General features: G+C 60.3%; 22 protein-coding genes and 1 tRNA gene. 17 read left to right on the forward strand and 6 right to left on the reverse strand.

What is annotated here, in order from left to right:
- Window positions 1–75 precede the first annotated feature (75 nt).
- From BUC24_RS01055 to BUC24_RS01070, 4 genes are all read right to left on the reverse strand, one after another.
- Window positions 76–1194, reverse strand: coding sequence for a HupE/UreJ family protein (locus BUC24_RS01055; RefSeq protein ID WP_073214597.1), 1119 nt, complete (start codon window positions 1192–1194; stop codon window positions 76–78).
- On the reverse strand, window positions 1194–2378 hold the full coding sequence (locus BUC24_RS01060; protein WP_073212240.1) for a tetratricopeptide repeat protein: 1185 nt from the start codon (window positions 2376–2378) through the stop codon (window positions 1194–1196). The genes BUC24_RS01055 and BUC24_RS01060 overlap by 1 nt, the downstream gene beginning before the upstream one ends.
- A 79-nt stretch (window positions 2379–2457) precedes the next feature.
- Window positions 2458–2685 carry a hypothetical protein gene (locus BUC24_RS01065; RefSeq protein WP_073212241.1) on the reverse strand — a complete coding sequence of 76 codons (228 nt, stop codon included), beginning with the start codon at window positions 2683–2685 and terminating at the stop codon, window positions 2458–2460.
- A gap of 31 nt (window positions 2686–2716) precedes the next feature.
- A complete protein-coding gene (locus tag BUC24_RS01070; RefSeq protein ID WP_218606474.1) occupies window positions 2717–4222 on the reverse strand; it encodes a DUF4331 domain-containing protein in 1506 nt (501 codons plus the stop codon).
- Between the two features lie 143 nt (window positions 4223–4365).
- Here BUC24_RS01070 and ybiB point away from each other — a divergent pair, with 143 nt between their 5' ends.
- The 15 genes from ybiB (at window position 4366) to BUC24_RS01145 (ending at window position 20914) form a co-directional block, all read left to right on the forward strand.
- Entirely contained in the window at window positions 4366–5355 is a 990-nt protein-coding gene (ybiB, locus tag BUC24_RS01075; RefSeq protein WP_073212242.1) for a DNA-binding protein YbiB, read from the forward strand.
- On the forward strand, window positions 5339–6130 hold the full coding sequence (gene cobA, locus BUC24_RS01080; protein ID WP_073212243.1) for a uroporphyrinogen-III C-methyltransferase: 792 nt from the start codon (window positions 5339–5341) through the stop codon (window positions 6128–6130). The genes ybiB and cobA overlap by 17 nt, the downstream gene beginning before the upstream one ends.
- A gap of 69 nt (window positions 6131–6199) precedes the next feature.
- Entirely contained in the window at window positions 6200–7408 is a 1209-nt protein-coding gene (locus BUC24_RS01085; protein ID WP_073212244.1) for a BaiN/RdsA family NAD(P)/FAD-dependent oxidoreductase, read from the forward strand.
- A 111-nt stretch (window positions 7409–7519) separates the two neighbouring features.
- Entirely contained in the window at window positions 7520–7732 is a 213-nt protein-coding gene (rpsU, locus tag BUC24_RS01090) for a 30S ribosomal protein S21 (RefSeq protein ID WP_008451879.1), read from the forward strand.
- 130 nt (window positions 7733–7862) lie between these two features.
- Window positions 7863–8309 (forward strand): GatB/YqeY domain-containing protein, encoded by a 447-nt coding sequence (locus tag BUC24_RS01095; RefSeq protein ID WP_073212245.1) that lies wholly within the window; start codon window positions 7863–7865, stop codon window positions 8307–8309.
- Window positions 8310–8479: 170 nt separating this feature from the next.
- A complete protein-coding gene (dnaG, locus tag BUC24_RS01100) occupies window positions 8480–10276 on the forward strand; it encodes a DNA primase (RefSeq protein ID WP_073212246.1) in 1797 nt (598 codons plus the stop codon).
- A gap of 535 nt (window positions 10277–10811) precedes the next feature.
- Window positions 10812–13004: an RNA polymerase sigma factor RpoD gene (gene rpoD, locus BUC24_RS01105; RefSeq protein ID WP_073212247.1), complete on the forward strand. Its 2193-nt coding sequence runs from the start codon at window positions 10812–10814 to the stop codon at window positions 13002–13004.
- A 104-nt stretch (window positions 13005–13108) separates the two neighbouring features.
- Window positions 13109–13840: a class I SAM-dependent methyltransferase gene (locus BUC24_RS01110; RefSeq protein ID WP_073212248.1), complete on the forward strand. Its 732-nt coding sequence runs from the start codon at window positions 13109–13111 to the stop codon at window positions 13838–13840.
- Between the two features lie 113 nt (window positions 13841–13953).
- Window positions 13954–14032 (forward strand) — tRNA-Ile (locus BUC24_RS01115).
- A gap of 216 nt (window positions 14033–14248) precedes the next feature.
- Window positions 14249–15484 carry an eCIS core domain-containing protein gene (locus tag BUC24_RS01120; protein ID WP_143167353.1) on the forward strand — a complete coding sequence of 412 codons (1236 nt, stop codon included), beginning with the start codon at window positions 14249–14251 and terminating at the stop codon, window positions 15482–15484.
- Window positions 15485–15918: 434 nt separating this feature from the next.
- A complete protein-coding gene (locus tag BUC24_RS01125) occupies window positions 15919–18192 on the forward strand; it encodes a TonB-dependent receptor (protein ID WP_083598815.1) in 2274 nt (757 codons plus the stop codon).
- 60 nt (window positions 18193–18252) lie between these two features.
- A complete protein-coding gene (locus BUC24_RS01130) occupies window positions 18253–19386 on the forward strand; it encodes an alpha-hydroxy acid oxidase (RefSeq protein WP_229447939.1) in 1134 nt (377 codons plus the stop codon).
- Window positions 19387–19402: 16 nt separating this feature from the next.
- Entirely contained in the window at window positions 19403–20086 is a 684-nt protein-coding gene (locus BUC24_RS01135) for a Fe2+-dependent dioxygenase (RefSeq protein ID WP_073214605.1), read from the forward strand.
- Between the two features lie 26 nt (window positions 20087–20112).
- Window positions 20113–20382, forward strand: a complete 270-nt coding sequence (locus tag BUC24_RS01140) for a PepSY domain-containing protein (RefSeq protein ID WP_073212251.1) — start codon at window positions 20113–20115, stop codon at window positions 20380–20382.
- Window positions 20372–20914 (forward strand): cytochrome b/b6 domain-containing protein, encoded by a 543-nt coding sequence (locus tag BUC24_RS01145; protein ID WP_229447941.1) that lies wholly within the window; start codon window positions 20372–20374, stop codon window positions 20912–20914. The genes BUC24_RS01140 and BUC24_RS01145 overlap by 11 nt, the downstream gene beginning before the upstream one ends.
- Window positions 20915–20937: 23 nt before the next feature.
- On the opposite strand, the gene BUC24_RS26515 is transcribed toward BUC24_RS01145, so the two are convergent.
- Window positions 20938–21426 carry a hypothetical protein gene (locus BUC24_RS26515; protein WP_143167354.1) on the reverse strand — a complete coding sequence of 163 codons (489 nt, stop codon included), beginning with the start codon at window positions 21424–21426 and terminating at the stop codon, window positions 20938–20940.
- A 140-nt stretch (window positions 21427–21566) separates the two neighbouring features.
- Between BUC24_RS26515 and lepB the strand changes: the two genes are divergently transcribed.
- Together lepB and BUC24_RS01155 are read left to right on the forward strand one after the other, a co-directional pair.
- The gene (gene lepB, locus BUC24_RS01150; protein WP_073212252.1) at window positions 21567–22448 is read left to right on the forward strand and encodes a signal peptidase I; all 882 of its coding nucleotides are present in this window, start codon (window positions 21567–21569) and stop codon (window positions 22446–22448) included.
- 3 nt (window positions 22449–22451) lie between these two features.
- The gene (locus BUC24_RS01155) at window positions 22452–22706 is read left to right on the forward strand and encodes a hypothetical protein (protein ID WP_073212253.1); all 255 of its coding nucleotides are present in this window, start codon (window positions 22452–22454) and stop codon (window positions 22704–22706) included.
- A gap of 15 nt (window positions 22707–22721) precedes the next feature.
- Here the strand turns inward: BUC24_RS01155 and BUC24_RS01160 are convergent, their stop codons facing one another.
- On the reverse strand, window positions 22722–24269 hold the full coding sequence (locus tag BUC24_RS01160) for a flavin monoamine oxidase family protein (RefSeq protein ID WP_073212254.1): 1548 nt from the start codon (window positions 24267–24269) through the stop codon (window positions 22722–22724).
- Window positions 24270–24336 lie beyond the last annotated feature (67 nt).

Raw genomic sequence — 24336 nt, forward strand, 5'->3', positions numbered from 1 at the left:
ATTCGATGGAAGATAAAAAAAGGGCGGTCCCCGTCAACTTCACACGAGACCGCCCAAAGACCACGCACTTACTCTTTACACCGGCAATACTTTTAGATCGAAAACGCGCTCCACCAGCCAGACAGTAGCCACCAGTGCAATCAGGGCCGAACCACTGGTGCTGAGCTGGCGGTAGAACCAGGTGCGCCGGCTCAGGAAGGCCAGGGGCAGGAACAGCGCGACGATCGCTAGTTGCCCCAGTTCCACACCCACGTTGAATCCCAGCAGCGAGAGCGCCAGTGCACCCTGGGGCAGGCCCAGGTCGGCCAGCACGCTGGCAAAGCCGAAACCATGGATCAGGCCGAAGACAAATGCCGCCAGCGGGCGCCTGCCGTGGAAGATCGGCACCAGGTTGTTCAGTGCCGCCAGGATCACCGACGCGGCAATGGCACTTTCAACCCAGCGCGAGGGCAGCGCCACCACGTGCAGGCTGGCCAGGGTCAGCGTCAGCGAATGGGCCAGCGTGAATGCGGTGACGACCTTCAACACGTCCATGGTTGCTGCGCGCAGTGTTCGGATTTGCGCCTGGTCCTTCGATGTCAGCAGCACCGCCGGCAGCAGTAGCGACAGCAGAAACAGAATGTGGTCGTAGCCAATCCAGATGTGCCAGACGCCGTTCTTGACGTAGTCCGCAAACTGCGTGAATCGGCTCGGCGTGCTCAAAGACAAAATCTGGCGCGCACGATCTGGGCTGAAAATAGCGGTGGAGGTCAGACCGTTCGCGCGCAGCTGAAGCAAACCCTTGTGCTGCGGATCGAGCTCGGCAAACAGGCGGTAATGGACTGTCAGCGCGGCAGGGGCGCCAGGGCAGGTGGCGCTGAAGCGCAACACGGTGTAAGCGCCGTCGGTATGGTTGTCGATCAGTTGTTCGCCAGCGCGGATGGGGCACTGTTGCGTGCCGCTGGCCAGCGCCAGGTGGCTCACGGCGTAGTCGGCAATGACATCGTGCTGGCTGCGAATTTCATCCCAGGTCAGCTCACCGTTGCCATCCTGATCGAGGTTGAGCGCGAAGTCCAGATCGCGCAAGGCGATGTCCCACTGCCCGTCCACACGCGCGCCGTTCACTTGCAAGGTCAGATAGCTGTCGCTTGGTTTGTGCGCCTGCGCCGGGACGTTCATCAGCAACAGGATGGCAAGCAGCAGGCCGCGCAGCATCATGCCCCCGCTTTCATATTGCGCGCCAGGCGCTGTAGCGCGACATCTTCGAACTTGTGACGGGCTACCCAATCCAACGCAAGTCTGACGGTGACTTTGTTGTCTGCTTGTTGGGCTGCTTCGAGCAATATACGCAGGTCGGCGGCTTCCTTTTGCACGGCCCAGTTCTGCAGGGCTAGTTGTAAAGCGGCTGCCGCGTTGCCGCGCACATGCAGTTCGTAACGGGCCTGTTCGCGCTGGTGTACGGTGTCGCCGCGCTGCATGGCGGCAGCAAAGCGCGCCTGCAGTTCGGCCACGGCACGGGCATACGCATCGGCCGAGCCCGGCATTTGCTTGTACGCCAGCGCCTGGCGCAGCAGCAAACCATCGATGCGGCCCTGGTCCTTGAGCAGGGCGAGCGCTTCGGCGGGACGTTGCTCGTCAAGCAAAAAATCAGCGTAGGCGCCCAGCAAATAGCTGTCGCGTGCCGTCAGCACCAGTGCCAGATTGAAGCGCTTTTCCGCCAGTGCCGTCTCGCCGCGGCGCTGGGCAATTTCCGCCAGCAAGGTCAATGCCCACGCTTGCAGTTCCGGGTCGGCGTCGGGATCACGACGCAAGCTCAGGTCAAGCAAGGCCTCGCTGGGCGCAGCGCGGCCGGTCATGGCGCCAATGCCGGCGATGCATGTGGTGCTGACCAGTTGCGAGGTCAGGCGCGACAGGCGCGCGCAGCTGGCCGTGGCTGCCTCGTAGTCGGCGCGCACGGTTTGTACCGTGGCGCGGGTCAGCCAGGCCTGAGGGTTGTCCGGGTCGGCCGCCACCACAGCGTCCAGGTCGCGCATCGCTTCCGGAAAGTGATGGGTGCTCTGCAGCAGCGTGGCACGCAGGAGGCGCACTTCCAGTGGCGGCGCGGGCTGCGCCCACCATGGGGCCAGTGCAGCCTGGGCGTAGCCGTAGTAACGCGGATCGGTTTCGCGCCGTGCGGTGGCAATGTGCTGGCGCGCGACGGCTGTGGCCAGCGCCAGGTCGTCCGGCCGGCTGGCCAGCTGGGCACGCAAGGTGCGCAAGCTTTGCTGGGCAGGGTCGGCGCGGCGCGGCAAGCGTTCGAGCACGGTGCTGCCGCTGGCAGGAATGTAGGGCGCAGCCTGCACTGCGTGCGCAAACAAGGCGCAGGCACAGGCAGCGGCAAGGTGGTTCAGGATGGACATGGTTGTTCTCGGTGCGCGAGTCTTGCAATTTTTTATGTGAAACACCGGCCAGAGGTGGTCCCCTGGCCGGTCATACTGCTTAGCCGCCAACCGGTTCCGTGGCTTCCGGTTCGGTGACGCTGACCGCCGATACATCCTGCGGTTCCGTGTCTTCCGGTGCGCTGCCAATCAAGGCATTGATGCGGATATAAAACGCATCGAGAACCGGGGCCGGTGTGGGCAGTGGCAAGACGGGTCCATTGTCGTGCGAACTGCCGCCGCAAGCGCTGAGCAGCAGCGCGACGGCGATCAAGCTGAGCTTCTTCATGGTGCTCTCCTCAAAGTAGTGTGGCGGGCCATTACATCTGCGGCGAGCCAGGAATTGGCGACTTCAGATACGGGAAGCTGTTGTTGATCATCGTTTCGTCGAGGAAGGCGCCGTCGGTAAAGCGCAGTGCGCCGGCCGGTGCGTCGCCGGGGACGCAGCCGATACTCAGGGTGCACAGCTTGCCCATGACCACGCGCAGCGCGATATCGACCACGTCGTCACCGGGGCGGCGGCCGTTCGGGAAACCGGCAGTGTCGCCATCGATCACGCCAAGGCGTTTCTGGGCGCCCGATGCCGTCACCGGGAGCGAGGTGTTCAGGCGCAGCATTTCTGCCGGGGTGACCGTCAACGGCTTGTTCACGCCGGTTACGCCGGTCAGGAAGGCGGCCACCAGATCGTTGCGCGGGAAGTTGGTCGGCGCCTTGGCACCAGCGCTGCCATACAGAATTTCGACCAGCGCAGGCAAGGTAGGATTGGTGACATAGTCCGCGAACTGCGCATCGGCCGATGGCTTGCTGTGGTTGAACTTGTCCTTGTCCTTCAGTCCGATCACCACCTCATTGACCAGTGGCATACCCAGACGCGACACCTGGGTCCATGCGCCGCCTTCACGCGATGCATCGGCGTCCGACTTGGGCACCGGATTGAGCAGACGGCCCTGGCGCATGCTGGCCGTGGTCCAGCCGCCAATGACGGGGTCGCTGACGGTGGTGCTGAGCAAGCAGGCGGTGGGCACTTCCATGCTCAAGGTGGTTACGTTCTTGCGCGCCAGATCATCCTTGGCATCGCTTTCGGCAGTCGGGCTGAACTCGACGGCGGGCGCTTTGATGTTGATCAGGTCAAAGGTCTCGCCCAGGTTGACGACGAACGGGTCCTTGCGCTGACCGACAAACAAGCGTGCCGGCGTGGCGCAGCCGGGAATGTTCACGCTGTAAATGTGCTTGGCAGCGTAGGCTTCGTAGTTCGGGATCGACTTGGTGCCGATGTTGTCGAGTGGCTTGTCGAACGTGGCGCTGCCACCGGTGGCATTGGTGATGGCCGTGCGCGTGCCGGTGCGGCGGTCGCCGCGGACCACGTTGACGGTGAAGGTTTCGCGCACATTGGCGCCACCCGCATTGGCTTCGGCAATTGCGCCCCCGTTAATGACCAGCGGGATCGACACTTTCTTGCCGCCCACGGTCAGCTGGGTATCCTTGTTGGTATTCTTGAAGCGGAACTGGAAGGTCAGGTCTTCTTTCGCATCGCCATTGTTGTCGATGTGGATTTCGTAAAGCGCTTCCGGATCCATCATGAAATAGTTTGGTCCGCCGTAAGCATCCTGCAGTGGCACATAGTTGGCGATGATGGTGGTGAAGTCGCTGCGGCCAGCCTGATAGCTGCGGAACATATAGAAGTCGGTGGCATCAATCTTGGGATGCTTGGTGATGAAAGGCGCTTCGCGGTGGCTCGACGCCATGGCCGCCGGTGCAAACATGCAGGCCAGCAGGTTGCCTGCCAGTAGTGCGCCCACGGTTGCACGCAATCTCAGTTGTTTCATTTCGATCTCCTGTTTTTGGGTTGTGACACCGATGTGTACAGGCTGATATACGTGGCGAATCTGGCACCGGATTCATTTAGTTTTCAAAACATGCACCTCGGCACGGTCAGGTCGATGGCAATTTTTGTGGTAGCGTCTTTCCTATGACTACTTCTCAAGCTCCCTTCCTTGCAGCAAACATCATCAAGAACATTGGCCGTGGCAAGAAAGGCGCGCGCGACCTGCCGCGGCCCGACGCCCGCGACTTGTACCGGGCCATGCTGGACGGCACGGTTTCGGACCTGGAACTTGGAGCCATCCTGCTGGCCATGCGCATCAAGGGCGAGTCGGTCGACGAGCTGGGGGGCTTCATGGATGCCGCCGAAGAATCGTTCCGGCTCCTGCCTGGCGGCAGTGGCGCGTATGCGCCAGTGAGCATTCCTAGCTACAACGGCTCGCGCAAGATGGCCAACCTGACGCCCCTGCTGGCGCTGCTGTTAGCGCGCGAAGGCGTGCCGGTCCTGGTGCATGGCGTGCTGAACGATCCGGGCCGCGTGACCACGGCCGAAATTTTCAGCGCCATGGGCATTGCCCCGTCGCACACGCCAGACGATGCCGTGGCTGCGTTTGGCCGTGCCGAACCCTGCTTTATGGCAATCGAAACCCTGGCACCGAAGATGGCGCACTTGCTGGCACTGCGCCGCATCCTGGGCGTGCGCAGCTCGACCCACACGCTGGTCAAGATTCTGCAGCCCTTCGAGGTGCCGGCCTTGCGCCTGGTGTCGTACACGCACCCGGAGTACCTGGAAACCCTGGGCGCCTATTTCCAGACGGCCGCGCCGGCCGCGCGCGGCGATGCTTTCCTGATGCGCGGCACCGAAGGCGAAACCGTGGCCAATGCCAACCGCGCCCAGCAGATTGACTGGTTCCATCAGGGGCAACGCACCTTGCTGGTGCAGCGCGATGCACCAAGCGATGAGCTGGCCGAACTGCCGGAGGGCAGGGATGCCGCCACCACCGCTAACTGGATCGCCCGGGCTCTGCGGGGCGAGGTGCCGGTGCCGCGGGCCATTGCCGAGCAAGTGGCACAGTGTTTGCTAGTTTCAAAGGCATTAGGGGCAAACACAGGGGCGCGGCATGGAGAGCAAGGGTAAAGTCATTCTGGTCGGGGCAGGGCCCGGCGATCCTGAACTGCTGACGCTCAAGGCAGTCAAAGCCATTGCCAGTGCCGATGTGGTGCTGGTGGACGATCTGGTCAATCCGGCTGTTCTGGCGCATGCAGCGCCAGCGGCGCGCGTGGTCCCGGTCGGCAAGCGGGGCGGCTGCCGCTCCACCTCCCAGGCTTTCATCGAAAAGCTGATGGTGGCCGAGGCGCGCGCCGGCAACTGCGTGGTCCGGCTCAAGGGTGGGGATCCCTTCATTTTTGGCCGCGGCGGCGAGGAGCGTGCCCACCCCATGGCCGAAGGCATCGCGGTCGAGGTGGTGAACGGCATCAGCAGCGGTCTGGCTGCGCCTGCGGCCATTGGCGTGCCGCTCACGCATCGCGACTGGAGCTCGGGCGCCATCTTCGTTACCGGGCACGAGCGCGGCGACGACGCTGGCAGCGCCCGCACGCCGGACTGGGCCTTGCTGGCGCAGACCGGGCTGACCCTGGTGATTTACATGGGGGTGGCGCGCTGCCGCCAGATTCAAGCGGCATTGCTGGCCGGCGGCAAGGCCGGCAGTACACCGGTTGCCGTGATTCAGTCCGCCACAGGCGTGGGGCAAACCCAGCTGCTGACCACGCTCGACGCGCTGTCCGAAGATCTGGCCATTTCAGGCCTGGGCAGCCCAAGCATTATTGTCGTGGGCGACGTCGTGCGTTGCGCCACCCCGGACAGCCTGGCCGGTGTGGGCATGGACAGCACCGCCCAGCGGATTCAAGCCTGAAACCTGCCCGCCAAGCCGTCCGCAGTTTACAATCACGTCTTTAGTGATTAGCGGAAATCGGCAACAGCCATGGCAAAACAGTTTGATGTAGCGGTAATCGGCGCGGGCGCGGCCGGCATGATGTGCGCGGCGGTGGCGGCCCAGCGTGGCAAGCGCGTGGTGCTGATCGACCATGCCGAGAAGCTGGCGGAAAAAATCCGCATTTCCGGCGGCGGGCGCTGCAATTTCACCAACATCAATGCCGGGCCGGCCAATTTCCTGTCCGACAATCCGCATTTCTGCAAAAGTGCGCTGTCGCGCTACACCCCGCACGACTTTATTGCCCTGGTCAAGAAGCACCGCATTGCCTACCACGAAAAGCATCGCGGCCAGCTGTTCTGCAATGATTCCGCCGAACAGATCATCCAGATGCTCAAGGCTGAGTGCGCTGCCGGCGACGTGACCTGGCGCATGCCGTGCAAGGTCGAATCGCTGGAAAAGCTGGACGACGCCTTTTTCATTTCCACCGACAGCGGCGACATCGAGTGCGCCAGCGTGGTCATTGCCACTGGCGGCTTGTCGATTCCCAAGATCGGCGCGACTGACTTTGGCTACAGCATTGCCACGGAATTCGGCCTGCGCCTGGTCCAAACCCGCCCTGGCCTGGTGCCTCTGACCTTTGATGGCCCCAGCTGGGAACCGTTTGCCCCCCTGGCCGGGATTGCGCTGGAAGTGGAAGTCGAGACCGGCACCAATAAAGGCAAGGGCAACAAGCGCGGCCATTTCCGTGAAGACTTGCTATTCACACACCGTGGCCTGTCCGGCCCCGCCATCCTGCAAATTTCCAGCTACTGGCAGCCCGGTACCCCGATCATCATCAACTTGCTGCCGGAAATGGATGTGGCGCAGGAATTGATCGAAGGCAAAGCCACGCTCAAGAAGCAATTGGGCAATGTGCTGTCGCAGTGGTTGCCAGCGCGCCTGGCCGAATGCCTGCTGGCTACCAACGGACTGGCAGCGGATGCCCGCCTGGCCGATATGCCCGATGCCAAGTTGCGCAAGCTGGGCGACGCGGTCAATCGCTGGGCCATTGTCCCGACCGGATCGGAGGGCTACCGCAAGGCGGAAGTGACCCTGGGTGGCATCGATACGCGTGAACTTTCCCAGCAAACCATGATGGCCACCAAGGTGCCTGGCCTGTACTTTATTGGGGAAGCGGTCGATGTGACGGGCTGGCTGGGTGGGTATAACTTCCAGTGGGCGTGGGCGTCCGCCGTTGCTTGTGGGCAATCTGTATAAGCAGGCAAACCCTGTGGCGATGACGAAACAGGATGCCGAAAAGCTTCCCTTGCTTGCCAAACGGTGCTATTATCTCGTTCTTCCCTAAATCTAACGGTTTAATTTTTTTACATGACCACTATTCGCCTTAAAGAAAACGAGCCGTTCGAAGTCGCAATGCGTCGCTTCAAGCGCACTATCGAAAAAACGGGTCTCCTGACCGAACTGCGCGCACGCGAGTTCTACGAAAAGCCAACGGCTGAGCGCAAGCGCAAGCTGGCAGCTGCCGTGAAGCGCCACTACAAGCGCATCCGCAGCCAGCAACTGCCTAAGAAATTATTCTAAGACTGTTTAGTCGAAACTGATCCGGTGACGGCGACCAGCCAGTCCGGGTCCGTATTGAACGCCAGTCGCAGACCCGCTCCGGTTTACCGCAGCGGGTTTTGCTATTTATACCTACCAACGTGAGGATGCCATGGGCTTAAAAGAACAAATCACCGAAGACATGAAAAACGCCATGCGCGCGAAAGAAGCGGGCAAGCTGGGCACGATCCGCCTGATCATCGCTGAAATCAAGCGCAAGGAAGTCGACGAGCGCATTGATGTGACTGACGAGCAAGCTCTGGCCATCGTCGAAAAGATGATCAAGCAGCGCAAGGATTCGATCAGCCAGTTTGAAGCTGGTGGCCGCCAGGATCTGGCCGACATCGAAAAAGCCGAGCTGGTGGTGCTGAACGCTTACATGCCTGCCGGCCTGTCGGAAGAGCAGATTGCCGCGGAAGTGGCCGCCGCCGTGGCCGCCTCGGGTGCTGCCGGTCCTCAGGACATGGGAAAGGTCATGGCCATCCTCAAGCCAAAAATGCCGAAGGGCACCGACATGGGCGCCGTGTCGGCCCTGATCAAAAAAGCGTTATCCGCCTAAACATCGTCCTCGCGCAGGCGGGGACCCATAGCACGCCTGCAAATAGTTGCGCATGCGTGGCACAGGGCTGGCGTACGCGCCAGCGCCTCCGCGAGGACGACCTCGTTTCCCCCACCGATATTGCGCCCCTGCGGTATAGTCTGGCCTGAGATAAAGACTGTTCGTCCAACGTGATTCCACAAACCTTCATTACCGATTTATTGAACCGGGTCGACATCGTTGACGTGGTCGGCAAGTACGTCCAGCTGAAAAAGGGCGGCGCCAATTACATGGGCTTGTGCCCCTTCCACAGCGAGAAATCCCCCAGCTTCACGGTCAGCCCGACCAAGCAGTTTTACCATTGCTTCGGCTGCGGCGCGCACGGCACCTCCATTGGTTTCCTGATCGAATATTCAGGCATGGGGTTCGTCGATGCCGTCAAGGACCTGGCCCAGAACGTGGGAATGGTGGTCCCCGATTCGGATGACAAGATTCCCCCGCTGCAGCGTGCCCAGAACCAGGCCCAGGCGCTGGCCCTGTCCGACGCCATGACCGCGGCCTGCGAGTTTTATCGCGGCCAGTTGCGTGGCGCCACCAATGCAATTACCTATCTGAAAAACCGCGGTCTGACCGGCGAAGTGGCGGCGCGGTTCGGCATGGGCTATGCCCCGGCCGGCTGGGACAATTTGCGCTCCGTGTTTCCCGACTACGATGCACTGGCATTGGTGGAATCAGGCTTGGTGATTGACAAGGTGGACGAGGACGGCGGCAACAAAAAGCGCTACGACCGTTTCCGCGAACGCATCATGTTCCCGATTCGCAATACGAAAGGCCAGGTCATCGGCTTTGGCGGACGCGTGCTCGACCAGGGCGAACCGAAGTACCTGAACTCGCCGGAAACGCCCTTGTTCCAGAAGGGCTATGAACTGTACGGCTTGTTCGAGGCGCGCCAGGCTATCCGCGACAGCGGCTATGTGCTGGTCACGGAAGGCTATATGGACGTGGTCGCACTTGCCCAGCTCGGTTTTCCGCAAGCTGTTGCGACCTTGGGCACGGCATGCACCAGTACCCATGTGCAAAAACTGCTGCGCCAGACCGATACGGTCATTTTCAGTTTCGACGGCGACCGCGCTGGCCGCAAAGCCGCGCGCCGCGCGCTGGAAGCCTGCTTGCCGCAAGTGACGGACAACAAGACCATCAAATTCCTGTTCTTGCCAACGGAACATGATCCGGACAGCTTTGTGCGCGAGTTTGGCGCTGAAGCCTTCGAGCAAGAGATTCACGAAGCCATGCCGCTGTCGCAATTCCTGTTGCGTGAAGTGTCTGGCGAGCATGACCTGTCGACGCCGGAAGGGCGCGCGCGTGTCCAGTTCGACGCCAAGCCATTGTTGCAAGCCATGACCCCAACCTCCTTGCGCCTGCAAATCGTGCGCGGCCTGGCCAGCATGACCGAATCGACGCCCGCTGAAATTGAAGGCTTGTTTGAACTTGCCAAGCCAGTGGCGGTCGCACGCAAGGCGCCGCCGCGCCAGGGGCGGCCGGAGCCGGTGGGACTGGAATTGCAGATTTTGCGTCATCTGGTGGCCCATCCGCCACTCAGCCTGGAGCTGGACGAGTCGGCTTTGGCTGCCTTTAACTTTTTTGGCCCCGAGGCGGCCGAACGCCTGTTGCAGCTGGTGGCGGCCGGGCAAGCTTTGGGGCCAAATGGCGGATTCGCTGCTTTGTCGCAGCATTTGAAGGCCAGTGGCTCGGAATACGACGATCTCATTGCCGAGATCGCCTGCGAGCCGGAGTCCGACTTCGATAGCGTCAAAATGTGGCTGTTCGGGGCTGTGAGGCAGATCAAACAAGACGCACTTAAACAGGAGTTGAGCCAGTTGTTTTCTTCCGGACTGACCTCAGATCAGATGGGTGTGCGGTACCGCGAAATCACCGCGGAGCAGGCCCGTTTATTGCGCGAAGATGAGGCAGATCGAACGCCTCGCTAGCAGCGAAAAACGGGGTCCGCACGGGGCCCGTTCGTGACTGGAAAAAGAATGTGTGCGTGCTATAATAAAACGCTAAGTGTTGTGTTTGAACTAATTTTTTCGTCGTTCGGTTTTGTTTTTTCTTTCAGTAAGTTAGGCTCTTGATCGGCGTGGCAACAAGGCGTCGGCGGCCAGGGCCAGCTTTGGTTGCGACGGCGCGATGCGCGGTCGACGGCACGCATTCGCGTTGCCTCTCAACCACTCACGGCGCTCGCCCCCAACCGCGGTTGCAATGCAGTAGACTATTGCCGTAATCGGCCAGGGACAGGCCGTCGCGGCAAGTGTGCAGCAGCGCGGATCGTTCCTGCTAAGGTGATGTAAAGGTGTAAAAAGTGCAGCAGTGCCGGAATGGCCCGTTTGGCTTCCGGGGACGTAGGGCCGCAAGGCCGGCAACAAAACTTTATCTTAATCCACCAAGAAGCTAGTCGTTGTGACATCGAAAGCGCCTGTGCCAATCAAGAAACCCGAATCTCAAGTGGCTGAGAAGCCAACGAAAATGTCTGCCAAGGCTGACAAAGCGCAAGACAAGGCCGAAGCACGCACTGCTGCGAGCAATCCGCCTGTCGTGAGCCAGACCACCGACGCCGCCACCTTGGCTGCGATCGACACGTCCGGCTACGTCCTGCCATCGGTCAAAGTGCCAGGGCGGCGCGGTCGCAAACCAAAAGAATTCCAGCCAGAGAACGACGAAGTCGCCGCGCTCAACGCGGTTGAACGCGCCGAACTGAAGGCGGTCGACAAGGCCAAGGCCAAGGACCGCAAGGCGAAAGAAAAAGCCCTGCTGAAAGACGCGTTCTCCTCGGACACCGAAGCGAGCGAAGAAGAGCTCGAGCGCCGTCGTCAGAAGCTGAAAACCCTGATCAAGTTCGGTAAAGAGCGCGGTTTCCTGACCTACGCCGAAATCAACGATCACCTGCCAGAAAATATCGTCGATCCGGAAGCGATCGAAGGCATCATCGGCACCTTCAACGACATGGGCATTGCCGTCTACGAGCACGCGCCCGATGCCGAAACGCTGCTGCTGTCCGATAACGTTGCCACCGTTACCAGCGACGATGAAGCCGAAGCGGCTGCTGAAGCTGCCTTGTCCACAGTTGACTCCGACTTTGGCCGCACCACCGATCCCGTGCGCATGTACATGCGCGAAATGGGCTCGGTCGAGCTGCTTACGCGCGAAGGCGAAATCGAAATCGCCAAGCGCATCGAAGACGGCCTGAAAGACATGATCCAGGCGATTTCCGCCTGCCCGGTGACGATTGCCGAGATCATTTCCGCTGCCATCCGCATCCAGAACGACGAAATCAAGATCGATGAAATCGTCGACGGCATGGTCGATCCGGACGAAGGCGAAGAGCAAGTCGTTGCCGCGCCAGCCGAGGAAGATGAAGACGAAGAAGAAGGCGACGAGGACGAAGAGGGCGAGGAAGAAGAAAACAATGCTTCCGGCGCCGCGGGTTTCTCGGCCGAACAGCTTGAAGCCCTGAAGAACCAGGCGCTCGAAAAATTCGAAGTCATCTCGGTGCAGTTCGACAAGATGCGCAAAGCCTTCGAAAAAGATGGCTACAACTCCAAAGCCTACGTCAAGGCGCAGGAAGCCATCTCCAACGAATTGCTGGGCATCCGCTTCACGGCCAAAGTGGTTGAAAAGCTGTGCGACACGCTGCGCGGCCAGGTGGACGAAGTGCGCCATATCGAGAAGCAGATTCTGGACGTGGCAGTAAACAAGTGCGGCATGCCGCGCGCCCACTTCATTAAAGTATTCCCAGGCAACGAAACCAATCTGCAATGGGTGGACGGCGAAGTCAATGCCGGCCACGCTTACTCCGCCATCCTCGGCCGCAACATTCCGACGATCAAAGAACTGCAGCAGCGCCTGATTGACCTGCAAGCGCGCGTGGTCTTGCCGCTGCCAGACCTGCGCAACATCAATCGCCAGATGGCGGCCGGTGAAATGAAGGCGCGCAAGGCCAAGCGCGAAATGACCGAGGCAAACTTGCGTCTGGTGATTTCGATCGCCAAAAAGTACACCAACCGCGGCTTGCAATTCCTCGATCTGATCCAGGAAGGCAATATCGGTCTGATGAAGGCCGTGGACAAGTTCGAATACCGTCGCGGCTACAAGTTTTCGACCTATGCAACGTGGTGGATTCGCCAGGCCATCACGCGTTCGATCGCCGACCAGGCGCGCACCATCCGCATTCCGGTGCACATGATCGAGACCATCAACAAAATGAACCGCATCTCGCGCCAGATCTTGCAGGAAACCGGCGCCGAGCCGGATCCCGCGACGCTCGCGATCAAGATGGAAATGCCGGAAGATAAGATCCGGAAAATCATGAAGATCGCGAAAGAGCCGATCTCGATGGAAACGCCGATTGGCGACGATGATGATTCCCATCTGGGCGACTTCATCGAAGACAACAACACCCTGGCGCCGTCGGATGCCGCCTTGCACGCCTCCATGCGTGGCGTGGTCAAGGACGTGCTCGATTCGCTCACCCCGCGCGAGGCGAAGGTGCTGCGCATGCGTTTTGGTATCGAAATGTCGACTGACCACACGCTGGAAGAGGTGGGCAAGCAGTTTGACGTCACGCGCGAGCGGATTCGTCAGATCGAAGCGAAGGCCTTGCGCAAGTTGCGCCACCCATCGCGCTCCGACAAGCTGAAGAGCTTCCTTGAGGGCAATTAAGCCTTGACGGGCTCTTGTTAGAAGCCATATCCTCTCGCCACCTTGCCCAGGTGGCGAGTTTTTTTGTGCAACACCTTTTTTTATCCCTATCCGATCAGGCATTTATGGCCACCCAAGGCGAATACGACTACTTCAAGAACATCGGCTCATCTGGTCTTGAGCATGCCACGCACAAGCCTTGGTCCGACGAGCAATGCGGCATGTACCTGATGGAATTGGGCGCTATGATGGGGCTGATGCCGAATGGTGGGCGCTTATTGGACATGGGCTGCGGCACCGGCTGGACCAGCGTCCTGTTCGCCAAGAAAGGCTACCACGTGGTGGGGCAGGACCTGGTGCCGGAAGCGGTGGAAGCCGGGCGCCGGCTGAAAGAGCAGAACGGCATTGCGCATCTGGACTTTGTCAGCGGCGATTATGAATCCTTGACGTTCAACGAAGAATTTGACGTGGTGGTGTTTTTTGACTGCCTGCATCATGCCGTCGATGAGGTCAGCGCCCTGCGCAGTGCCTATCGGGCCTTGAAGCCCGGTGGCATCTGCATCACGTCCGAACCTGGCCTGGGCCACGCGCGCCGTTCGGCGGCCGTCATGGCCGAGTTCGATGTGACGGAGCGCGACATGCATCCGGCCAAGATCAAGCGCGCAGCAAAAAAGGTCGGATTCTCCGGCAGCAGCGTGCACCCGCACGCGCAATATCTTTACATTGCCTTGTACCGAAGCGAACAGCGCGGCATGCTGGGCAAGCTGTTCCGCATTCCCGGCATGCGCGCCCTGGTCGGCATGTTTACCGTGATGTTCTCCAAACACCAGGCCGGGATCGTGGTCCTCAAGAAATAGGATTTGGCGACGGCCGAGCGAAAGCGCCTGACGCCTGCCTGCCTATTGTATAATTCCCGCTCGAAAATCGGTCCAGCGTAGCAGAGCATTGACGCCGCGTCCGTACCCCTCAAGGGCCTCTAGCTCATGCTTGGTTAGAGCAGCGGACTCATAATCCGTTGGTGCCGTGTTCGACTCACGGGAGGCCCACCATCATAATAAGAAGGCCTATTGATTCCATTAGCCCTTTTTAATGCAATCCCTGCGCGCCATCGCAAACGTGGACACCTGACACGACTGTGCGTATGCTGTCTGAATAATCACCATCGCACGTCGCAGTTGGACTTGCCTGGCTGAACATCTGCCCCGGCGTATGCCGGATTTCATGCGTTCCATGATCCCGAGTCTTTCCCTTCGAGGAGATCAATCATGCGTATGTTCGCGAGCCGCAAGCCCTTGCCGCAACAGTCCACTCCTTCGACCCAACTTGCAAACGGACCAGTCTCACTGATGCCCTCGCCGGCGCCGCACGTTGGCCGTGATTTCAGCCAAGTCCCCACCCATGGCGCGGGCCGCAGTGTCATCCAGCGCAAGATGACGGCTGCGCCTGTGCAGCGCCTGGCCTCGCTGGCCCGCGAAGTGTCGGCCAGCCTGGGGGCTCCCGCGCAGGTCACCGCCATGCCCCATCCTTTGCGCCAGGGGCTCGAATCGATGTCGGGTATGGACTTTGGCGATATACGCGTGCATCGCAATTCGCCGCTGCCTGCCCAAGCGCGTGCTCTGGCCTTCACCCGGGGCCGTGACATTCACCTCGCCCCAGGGCAGGAAGCGCACTTGCCACATGAAGCATGGCACGTGGTGCAGCAGCGCCAGGGGCGCGTCAATGCGACCGCGCACGTGGGGCGATTTGCCGTCAATGATCATGCCGGCCTGGAACAAGAAGCCGACGTCATGGGCGCCAAAGCAGCTTCTTTGCCTGCCAGCAGGGGCTTGCCGAAGGTCCCGCCCGTCGCCAGCAGACCCACTGCCGACGTTGCCCAGCGCAAGATCCAGATCACCGGACTGGACGACGCCAAGCGCAAGAACTTCCTCGCGAAAATTAACGAAGGCTCGGTGCTGAAATTCGACATGGACGCGACCGGTTTACTAAAAGAAGCCGAGCCGGGAAAGAAATCGATCGAGGTCTACTCGAATGAAATTCTGGGCGCCGTCAACGATGCGCAAACCGTGATCCTGAACCTGGTGGCGCAGAACGACGCCAATTTCATCGACTCGTTTGTCACCGGTCAGGTCGATTACGATGACATGAAGGACTTGCCGTTCAACATGTTCCGCATCTGGCTGCTGCACTTCGTGATTGAACGCTTCGCAATGGCCAATTACGAGGCCAGCAAGGCCGGTGCCAGCGAAGCAGATTTCAAGGCTGCGCACATCAAGGGGCATGAGGCGCAGGAAAGGCAGATGCGCGAATGGTTCCCCAAAAAGACGATCAAGTTTATCAAAGAGGGTTTCGATGCTGCCACCCAGGTCGTCGACGCGGCTGGCAATGGCACGATGGACTATGTGTTCGACTTTACCGACGTAAAGCACGTGTTCAAGCAGCCGGTGGTCGCGAACAAGGCGCAAGAGCGCATCATCAGCAGCAAAATCATCGTGATTCGATAGGGCCGCGCGAGAACACGGTCGTTCCATTGGCCGTGCGGCGCTATAACGAGCTCCCATTGAGCTGTCTCTTTTCGGCAAGTCCAGCAGCGTTTACCGCGCTGATGGCAGCATCATCTTGCCCGACCAGAAGCAAAAACTAATCAAAAGTTAAGCTTGTCAAAAATGCAGCGAGCATAGCCGAAATTCGGCAGCCGTGTTGCAAATCCCACGCACAAAACTGAACTACGAATGCAAATGATAGCGATTCTTATTTGCATGCACCTGTTGATTCACATATAATCCTGAGCAACCAGCAATATGGCTTTCTGTTTTGCCATCTGCGATTTTCCCATCTTCAGGAGCACGAATTGACCCAGCAACGCAAGCCAGCAAACCTTCGCCAAGAGCAGGTTTCAGCCAAGAAAACGTCCATCGCACTGGCCATCTCGGGCATCATGTTGATGCCTTTTGCATCGCTGGCGCAGTCCGAAGTCGTGGTAACGGCTGGCGCTGCTGCTCCAGAGAAAACGCTGGGCGAAGTGGTGATTCTGGGCAAACGTGTTGAGTCCAATCCGAATGCCGAAGTCGGCGCGCCGTACAAGGCCAAGACCTCGGCCGATACCCGCCACACCCGTCCGCTGGCGGAAACGCCACAGACCATTTCCGTGCTGACGCGCACTGCGCTCGACGATTCGGGCCTGAGCGACCTCAAGCAAGTGCTGGGCGCGCAGCCAGGCATCACGCTCGGCACTGGCGAAAACGGCAATGCCTTCGGCGACCGCTACATCATTCGCGGCCAGGAGGCACGCAGCGATGTGTTCGTTGACGGCTTGCGCGATCCAGGCATGACCACCCGCGAAAGCTTTGCCATTGAGCAGCTGGAAATTTCCAAAGGCCCGAACTCGAGCTTTGCTGGCCGCGGTACCGCCGGCGGCGCCATCAATGCGATCACCAAGCAAGCCACCCTCGATCACGATTTTGAACGCGTATCGATCGGTGCCGGCAGCGACAGCCAGAAGCGCGTGACTGCTGACTTGAACAAAGGTTTTGGCGACCACTTCGCCCTGCGCGCCAACGTGCTGTACGGTGACGAAGAAGTGCCAGGCCGCGCGCCGTCCGAGCGCAACCGCAAGGGTATCGCTTTGTCCGGGCTGTATGAGCTCGACAAGGATCTGTCGGTCACCATCGATTACTACGGTCTGCGTACCAAGGATCAATTGCCGGATCTCGGCTTCTATTTGACCGGCACGGTGCCGAATCGCGTGCCTGCCACCAACGTGCCTGTGTACGCACAAGCGAACGATGCCTTGGGTTCGGATGTCGATACCCTGACGGCCCGCGTCAACTGGACCATCGCGCCTGCGCTCAAGCTGAGCAGCCTGACCCGCGTTGGCAAATCGGACAATTTCTACCAGACCACGGGCGCCTCCGCTGGCACCCGTTATGACGGCGCCACCGGCACCGCGTACACCACCGGCTACATTGACGGTGGCCACACTGGCTGGCAGGAAGTGAAGTACTTCGCCCATCAAAGCAACCTGCGCTGGGACAAGGAATTGTTCGGCCTGAAGCACGAAATGATTTTCGGTGCCGAGTACACGGACCACCAGGTTGTGTCGGGTAACTTCACTGTCGCGAACGGCAATCCGTTCAACTGCAAGAGCACGGCCGGCGTGGGCGCAAACAATGCGTTCTGCTTCACCAACAGTGCCGGTGTTCCGGTTGCCAATCTGGCCAACCTGTCGGGCCGCAGCTATGCGCGCAATACCTACAACCAAGATTGGCAAGTCAAGGCGCTGGCTCTGACCGCCATGGATACCGTGGATGTGACCGAGAACACCACGCTGTTCGGTGGCCTGCGCGCTGACCATTTTGACATGTCCCTGGTCCGCCGCACCCCGGCAACGGGCGTCATTACCGGTGACTATGGTTACAAGGACACGCTGGTCAATGGTCACTTTGGCCTGAGCTACAAAGTGCTGCCAAAACTGATCGTGTACGGCAGCGCAGCAACGGCCCAGGACATCAATGGCGGTGAAGCCGATTCGGGCACCAGCAGCGGCTACGGCGGCGCAGTGCTGTACCAGAACAAGATTGCCGGCGCCAAGCCGGAGACTTCGGTCAATCTGGAGCTGGGCAGCAAATGGAATTTGATGGATGACAAGCTGCTGGCCACCGCAGCGCTGTTCCAGACCAAAAAGAAAGACGTGATGGAAGGCGCCAACTACGACACGATCGGCACCTTCAACACTGGCAGCAATCGCGTGCGCGGCATCGAAATTGGCTTGTCCGGCAACGTGACCGAGAGCCTGTCGGTGCAAATGGGCGCCTCGGTGATCAAATCGAAAGTACTGGCTTCGGCCACGCCGGCCAACATTGGCAAGCCGCTGAGCAACTTTGCTGAGCAATCGCTGTCGGTCCAGGGCAAGTATCAGTTGACTGATGCCTTCTCGTTCGGCGCGGCCGTCCGTCACGAAAGCGACCGCTGCGGCGGCCAGCCTGATACCGCTGCCGGCTTTACCGCAGCAGGGCTGTGCTCGCAGCCGGTGCCATCGTTCACCGTGGGTGACATCTTTGCTGCCTACCGTTTCTCGCGCCGCTTCGATGTCCGGATGAACGTCCTGAACGTGACCAACAAGGACTATTTCACCGCCGTCTATCGTTCCGGTTCCTTCCTGTACAAGGGTGACGCCCGCGCCGTGCGCGTCACGCTCAACTACGAAATCTGATCCGTTCCCGGAACGGCACAGGAAGTTCGATACAATGCCGGCTAACCGCCGGCATTTTTCATGATCATGAGCACAGACCACGTCGCGCTACAACCAGCTTCGAACGCCATTCCTGCCGACATACGTTGCGCGCAGGATTACGAGCTTGCGGCCCGGCGTTACATGGCCGAGGCCAGCTATGCCTATGTGGCTGGCGGCAGCGGTCACGACGAAACAGCAGCGGACAACCGTGCCGCGTTTGCCCAGTGGTCCATCGTGCCCCGGCTGCTGCGCCCGGTGTCCGACGGACACACCCGGATCAGCCTAGGGGCGGTCACGCTGGCGCATCCTGTGTTGCTTGCGCCCGTGGCATTTCAGCGCCTTGCGCATGACGCAGCGGAGATCGCCACGGCGCGCGCCGCAGCCGCGACCGATACCTGCATGGTCTGCAGCACGCTGGCCACGCGCACGCTGGAGGACATCGCCCGCAACGCCGGCCAGCACAAATGGTTCCAGCTCTACCTGCAGCCCAGCCGCGACGCGACCCGCGCCTTGCTGGCCAAGGCAGAACAGGCCGGTTTTGGTGCGATAGTCGTCACCCTCGATGCTTCGATTCAAGTTGCCAGCCTGAGCGCGCTGCGCGCCGGCTTTCGCATGCCGGCCGATTGCGTTGCCGTCAACCTGGCTCTGCTGGCGCAGCCAATGCCGCCCCTGGCACCCGACGCCAGCCCCATCTTCCAGGGCACCATGGCGGCTGCGCCCAACTGGCAGGATCTGGAGTGGCTGCTGACGCAGACCCATCTGCCGGTGTGGGTCAAGGGCGTGCTGCACCCGGATGATGCGGTCGCTCTACAAGCTGCCGGCATTGACGGCGTGATTGTGTCCAACCACGGTGGACGCACGCTCGACAGTGTCCCGTCCAGCCTGAGCATGCTGGCAGCGATCCGCAGCGCCGTCGGGCCCAACTATCCCGTGCTGCTCGATGGCGGCATCCGGCGCGGCGCCGATATCTTCAAGGCATTGGCGCTGGGCGCCGACGCGGTTCTGGTCGGGCGCCTGCAAATGTATGCGCTGAGCGTGGCTGGGGCCCTGGGCGTTGCACACATGCTCAAATTGCTGCGCGAGGAGCTGGAAATCTGCATGGCCATGGCCGGTTGCGCCACGGTCGATGACATCGATGCGGCATGCTTGCAGCCGCACTATTCACGCCTTTAACGACGCCCCGATCGCCATGCTCATCACCATCGAACAAGTCCTCAGCAAAGACGAAGTGCGGCAATTTCGTGCCCATCTGGATGGCGCCGACTGGCAAGACGGCACCCGCAGTGCCGGCACCCTCGCGCGCGCCGTAAAAAGCAATCTGCAGATCGATGATGCGAGCGAGCTTGCCGTCAGCCTGGGCAACCACATCGTGCGCTGCATCAGCCAGCGTCCGACCTTTATTGCAGCGGCCTTGCCGCGCGAAATCTACCCGCCCAAGTTCAACTGCTACCAGGATGGCGGCGCGTATGGCTTGCACATCGATAGCGCCGTCATGCCCTTGCCCGGCACCCGCAAGAACTTGCGCACCGATCTGGCAGCGACCGTGTTTTTGTCCGAACCAGACGACTACGACGGCGGCGAGCTGGAAATCGAGACCGCATTTGGCGCCCAGTGCGTCAAACTGGCTGCGGGCGATATGGTGTTGTACCCGGCATCCAGTTTGCACCGGGTTACGCCAGTCACCCGGGGGGCGCGCCTGGCGTCATTTTTCTGGATCGAATCGCTGGTGGCCAATGAAGCTGACCGGACCATGTTGTTCGACCTCGACCAGACCATCCAGGCCCTGACGCCTGCGCTGGGCGCAACGGACGAGCGCCTGCTACGCCTGACGGGCGTGTACCATAACTTGTTGCGCCGCTGCGCTATTACCTGATTTAACTATTTTACAAAGGAGCATGTATGCGATTGACGATAGCCAAGCTGGTCCCGCTTGTTCTGGCCTGCGCGGTCAGCAGTGCCTGGGCGCACGGCGACGTGAAATGCACGACCAAGCCAAAATCGGAATGGCGTCCGCACACCGAGCTGGAAGCCAAGCTGGTCAAGGAAGGCTGGATCATCCGCCGCATGGAAGCGACCACCACCTGCTACGAGGTGTACGCAAAAGATCCAAAGGGCAAGCGGATTGAAGCCTTCTTCAACCCGGTCACCTTCGAGCGCGTTGAAGAGTAAGCCCATTGCGGTCTGGCAGGCACCGGTGCGCATCGTGCACTGGCTGCTGGCCGTGTCCATTGCCGGCGCCTGGCTAACCCGTTCGCAAGTTGATGGTTACCATGAAGTCTTCGGCTATGTCGCTGCGGGCCTGGTGGCAGTGCGTCTGCTCTGGAGTATGGTCGGCAACCGTTACGCCCGCGTCTCCGCGTATGTGCGTTCCCCGAAGGCGACGCTGGCGTACCTGCGCCAGGTCCTTGGCCACACTGCCGCACGCTATATCGGCCATAACCCGCTGGGCGGGTGGATGGCACTGCTGCTGTGGAGTTGCGTCGCCGCGCTTGCAGTCAGCGGGTGGGCGTTGAATACCGATCTGCTGTGGGGCTATGCCTGGCCAGTACGCGTGCATGTGGCGTTGGGCTGGAGCTTGCTCGTGCTGATCGGCCTGCACCTGGCCGGGGTGGTGTTCACCAGCTGGCAGCATCGCGAAAATCTGGTCGCAGCAATGGTCACCGGACAAAAGAATCCCGCCAGTGGAACTGACGTTGATTGAGTCGTGATAACAATTCTTGTCTGCTAAGGACAGTCATCATAAGTGCCCAAGATGCGCACTGTTTCCGCGCCACGGCTCACGCGCACGGCTACCTTGCGTTCACCAGCAAGATTGAGTGAGTCCATTTCTGACTGGGTCAATACTTCGCATTGTCCGACGCCTTTTTCAAGCACTGCAATCTCTACCTGCACACCGTCACCTTCATAACGCCCTTCAAACGCGACGCGTCCTTTCGGGGCCGGGCGTACGCGCTGCAAGGTATGGGTCACGCCACCGAGGCCGATGAAATAGTCGGACGCTGAGCATCGATCCGTAAAAAAGGCGATACCTTGTTTTGCGGCTGTGATTCGCGCCGCGACACAATCACCTCTTGCCACATCGCTTGGCTGAAGCGGCGCGGCAGCCTTTGCGTGGATTGAAAGGACCGCGGCGAGAAGTAAGACGAATCGAATCATTTTATGCACATCAGAATGTGGAAGGCAAATAGACAGGCTCATCTTACCTTTTGGCATGCAGGACAGTCCATGTGCTAACCTGCGGCCGTAAACAAGGAAATACCTGACTGGTCTCTGCCGCGCAGAGTAAGCCTGTCAACCGGCAAAGTAAAAGGAAGATCTGATTGAACTGGAAACCTAACGCTGCTACCGCCGCGGTGCTTGGCCTGATTGCCGGTCCGCTCGGCATGGTGTACGCCGGCATGCCCTTGGGCGCCTTGATCATTCTGCTGCTTTCGGTTCTTGCCGCGGCATTCTGTTTCGCGTATCCCGCTTCGGTCAGCAGTGACGGTCTTCTGCTGTTAAAACTGGGGATCGCTGTGGTATGCAGCTTTCTCGCCTATCGGGTTGCCCGCAGCGCCAGTCCGCGCCCCCATCCCTGGTATGCGCGCTGGTATGGCTTGATGACGATCGGCGTTGTCATTGCCCTGTTATTCCTGCTGTTCCGCCTGTTTTTGTTCGAGGGCTATCGCGTCAGCTCTGCATCCATGGCGCCTACCGCAGAACCTGGCGATAATCTGCTGATCGCCAAGCAAGGTTACGCCGCGCAGTCGGTCTACGGCATGCGTTTCGGCGTACGGGTCGCAGATCGTGCTGTCGCGCGTGGCGAGTATGTCGCGTTTATCTCGCCCACGCAAAATGCGATGTTTGCCATGCGCGTGGTCGGCGTGCCGGGCGACGCGGTGGCTTATCGCAATCGCCGCCTGTATATCAATGGCGTCGCAACGCGTGGGCCGGCGAATGGTGACTACCTCGATGGAAAGACCATGCGCCGCTATCAACGCTATCAGGAAAAAATCGGCGAGTTCAAGCACGAGGTTCTTGACGATATCGACGTGCGCGCCGTGCCGCCGCCAGATTACGATGCGTTCAAGCCGATAACAAACTGCACATTCGGCGAGAATCTGCTGGAATGCACCGTCCCGCCGGGCCATTACTTCGTGATGGGCGATAATCGGGATAATAGTTTCGATAGCCGCTACTGGGGCTTCGTCTCTGAAACCGCCATCACCGGCAAGGTGATTGGCATCTTCCACTGATCCATGATTGAATGTAACCGCACCATGGAACAAGCCCGGCGCGATTTTTCCGCCGGCCGCCTCAGCAGCGCTCTGTTTGTGCGCGTGCCCATGAGTCAGGGCGAATGGCAGATTCGCCTGCTGGGCGCAAAGGGCGATGCCGGCATGCTGCTGGATGTAAAAAATCTCGAGCCCCAGGTCTTCCCGGGACTCGACAGCGCGGCCAGGGCGCTCGAGCAAATCGGCTTTTCCTTTTCCCAGCTCAAACCCGCGCCGTGAAAAGAAGGCGCCTGTTTACTCGGCGCTGATGTCTTGCACGACTGGCGCCTTGATGCTGGCCAGCGCCAGTTCCGAGCTGTTCAGCGCGCCTTCAACAAAGCCCTGATAGTCTGAAAACGCTTCGCCCACGATGTGCACATTCTTGGCGCCGGAGCCGAAGTCGAAGGCCTTGAAGGCATCCATCACTTTCCATGAACGCACGCCCGGTTGCCAGCCGTGATTGGCGGCGCCATACGGGGCCCGTGCCCAGTCGCGAATGCCGTAGGTGATGATGGATTTCTTGATGTACGCGCTTGCCTCCACCAGCGTCTGTTCGCTGAACACCAGCTTGGAATGGGCATTCAGTTTCAGATGCGTTTCGTTGCTCTCGAGCGAGCGCTTGATGTCGCGCGCCACAAACAGGGCAAAGGCATCGACAATGCGCGCATCCTGGTCCACTTCAGCGCGGTCGTGCTTGTCGGGTTCGCTCAGATAGTGGCGCCAGAATTCCGTCGACGGGCGGTCCATGTACAGCATCATCATGCCGTGCCCATCGCGGTCCTGGTCTTGCGGGCGGCGGAAGTAATGCACTTCGCGCGTCGGCAGGCAGTTCGCATACTGCTGCGGCGGCTGATCGTAATCCCACCACGGCGCATTGCTGACAAAGAAAATCTTCAGCATGGGGAAACCATTCACCGCATCCAAGTGGCAGGAAATATGTTCCGGCAGATGCGAGGACAGTTTGCTCAGTGGCAGGCGCGGCATTGCCAAAATCAGGCGCGACGCTTGCAGCTTGATGGTGCCGTTCTTGGTGCGCACATCCAGTTCCAGCGTGCTCTGGCCCAGCGCCACAGGGCGGAAACCGCGCAGCGTATGGCCGCCGGCCAGGGTGATGTTGGGCTGGGCATGGATCTTGGCCATCAGCGCTTCGGTCAGCCTGGACGAGCCGCCTTCGATGCTGGCCAGTTTCTGGCCCACGGTTTTGAGCGCGCGCAGCCACCAGATGATCCATTCGATCGCGTTCAGGTTCTCCGGGATCATGTGATAGAAGGTGCCCGTATCGCGCAGCTTGACCAGGGCGCGATGGCTCAGCACCCCTTGCGCCGACAGCGCGTTCCAGAAGCCGGTGGCCCACAGCGGTTGCCCGTGCAGCTGCGCGTGCTTGCGCAGGCGCATGTAGTCGTCTTCGTTCAAGCCATCGATCCAGGCCTGGTCGTGCGGGTCGCGCCCCATCACCAGCATGATGCCGCGCTTGAGCAATTGCAGCGAATTCAGTCCCTGTTCGGCGGCCGGCAGTTCGCTGTCCGGCGCGGTGATGGTCTCGGCAGTGGGACCGGAAAAATCGACCAGGCCCACGCCCAGCTCGGCGCACAGGGCGGCAAAACGCGGCTGCAAGGTCGGCTCGAAACGCATCGGGCCGTATTCGGCGATGAAACCATCCATGTCCTCGGTCTCGATACGGCCGCCCCAGCGGTCGGACGAGGCTTCCAGGATCAGCACTTTGTGACCGGCTTCGGCCAGACGGGTGGCACAGAACAGGCCGGAGACGCCGCCACCGGCGATGACGATTGGAGCTTCTTGCATGGGGACAGAGGTATCTGGGAAAGGAGGGCGCGATTGTGCCATGGTTTGCCTGGATCAAGAAAGGAAG

Origin of the sequence: Massilia sp. CF038, assembly GCF_900129765.1 — a bacterium.
In the GTDB taxonomy this organism is placed as follows: Bacteria; Pseudomonadota; Gammaproteobacteria; order Burkholderiales; family Burkholderiaceae_D; genus Telluria_A.

Coding starts and splice junctions, on each gene's coding strand:
- BUC24_RS01110 (WP_073212248.1), top strand. CDS start 13,109: ATGGCCACCCAAGGCGAATACGACTACTTCAAGAACATCGGCTCATCT.
- BUC24_RS01085 (WP_073212244.1), top strand. CDS start 6,200: ATGGCAAAACAGTTTGATGTAGCGGTAATCGGCGCGGGCGCGGCCGGC.
- BUC24_RS01140 (WP_073212251.1), top strand. CDS start 20,113: ATGCGATTGACGATAGCCAAGCTGGTCCCGCTTGTTCTGGCCTGCGCG.
- BUC24_RS01160 (WP_073212254.1), bottom strand. CDS start 24,269: ATGCAAGAAGCTCCAATCGTCATCGCCGGTGGCGGCGTCTCCGGCCTG.
- BUC24_RS01130 (WP_229447939.1), top strand. CDS start 18,253: ATGATCATGAGCACAGACCACGTCGCGCTACAACCAGCTTCGAACGCC.
- rpsU (WP_008451879.1), top strand. CDS start 7,520: ATGACCACTATTCGCCTTAAAGAAAACGAGCCGTTCGAAGTCGCAATG.
- BUC24_RS01155 (WP_073212253.1), top strand. CDS start 22,452: ATGATTGAATGTAACCGCACCATGGAACAAGCCCGGCGCGATTTTTCC.
- rpoD (WP_073212247.1), top strand. CDS start 10,812: ATGTCTGCCAAGGCTGACAAAGCGCAAGACAAGGCCGAAGCACGCACT.
- cobA (WP_073212243.1), top strand. CDS start 5,339: ATGGAGAGCAAGGGTAAAGTCATTCTGGTCGGGGCAGGGCCCGGCGAT.
- BUC24_RS01060 (WP_073212240.1), bottom strand. CDS start 2,378: ATGTCCATCCTGAACCACCTTGCCGCTGCCTGTGCCTGCGCCTTGTTT.
- BUC24_RS01055 (WP_073214597.1), bottom strand. CDS start 1,194: ATGCTGCGCGGCCTGCTGCTTGCCATCCTGTTGCTGATGAACGTCCCG.
- ybiB (WP_073212242.1), top strand. CDS start 4,366: ATGACTACTTCTCAAGCTCCCTTCCTTGCAGCAAACATCATCAAGAAC.
- BUC24_RS01065 (WP_073212241.1), bottom strand. CDS start 2,685: ATGAAGAAGCTCAGCTTGATCGCCGTCGCGCTGCTGCTCAGCGCTTGC.
- BUC24_RS01125 (WP_083598815.1), top strand. CDS start 15,919: ATGTTGATGCCTTTTGCATCGCTGGCGCAGTCCGAAGTCGTGGTAACG.
- BUC24_RS01095 (WP_073212245.1), top strand. CDS start 7,863: ATGGGCTTAAAAGAACAAATCACCGAAGACATGAAAAACGCCATGCGC.
- BUC24_RS01070 (WP_218606474.1), bottom strand. CDS start 4,222: ATGAAACAACTGAGATTGCGTGCAACCGTGGGCGCACTACTGGCAGGC.
- BUC24_RS01135 (WP_073214605.1), top strand. CDS start 19,403: ATGCTCATCACCATCGAACAAGTCCTCAGCAAAGACGAAGTGCGGCAA.
- BUC24_RS01120 (WP_143167353.1), top strand. CDS start 14,249: ATGCGTATGTTCGCGAGCCGCAAGCCCTTGCCGCAACAGTCCACTCCT.
- BUC24_RS26515 (WP_143167354.1), bottom strand. CDS start 21,426: ATGCCAAAAGGTAAGATGAGCCTGTCTATTTGCCTTCCACATTCTGAT.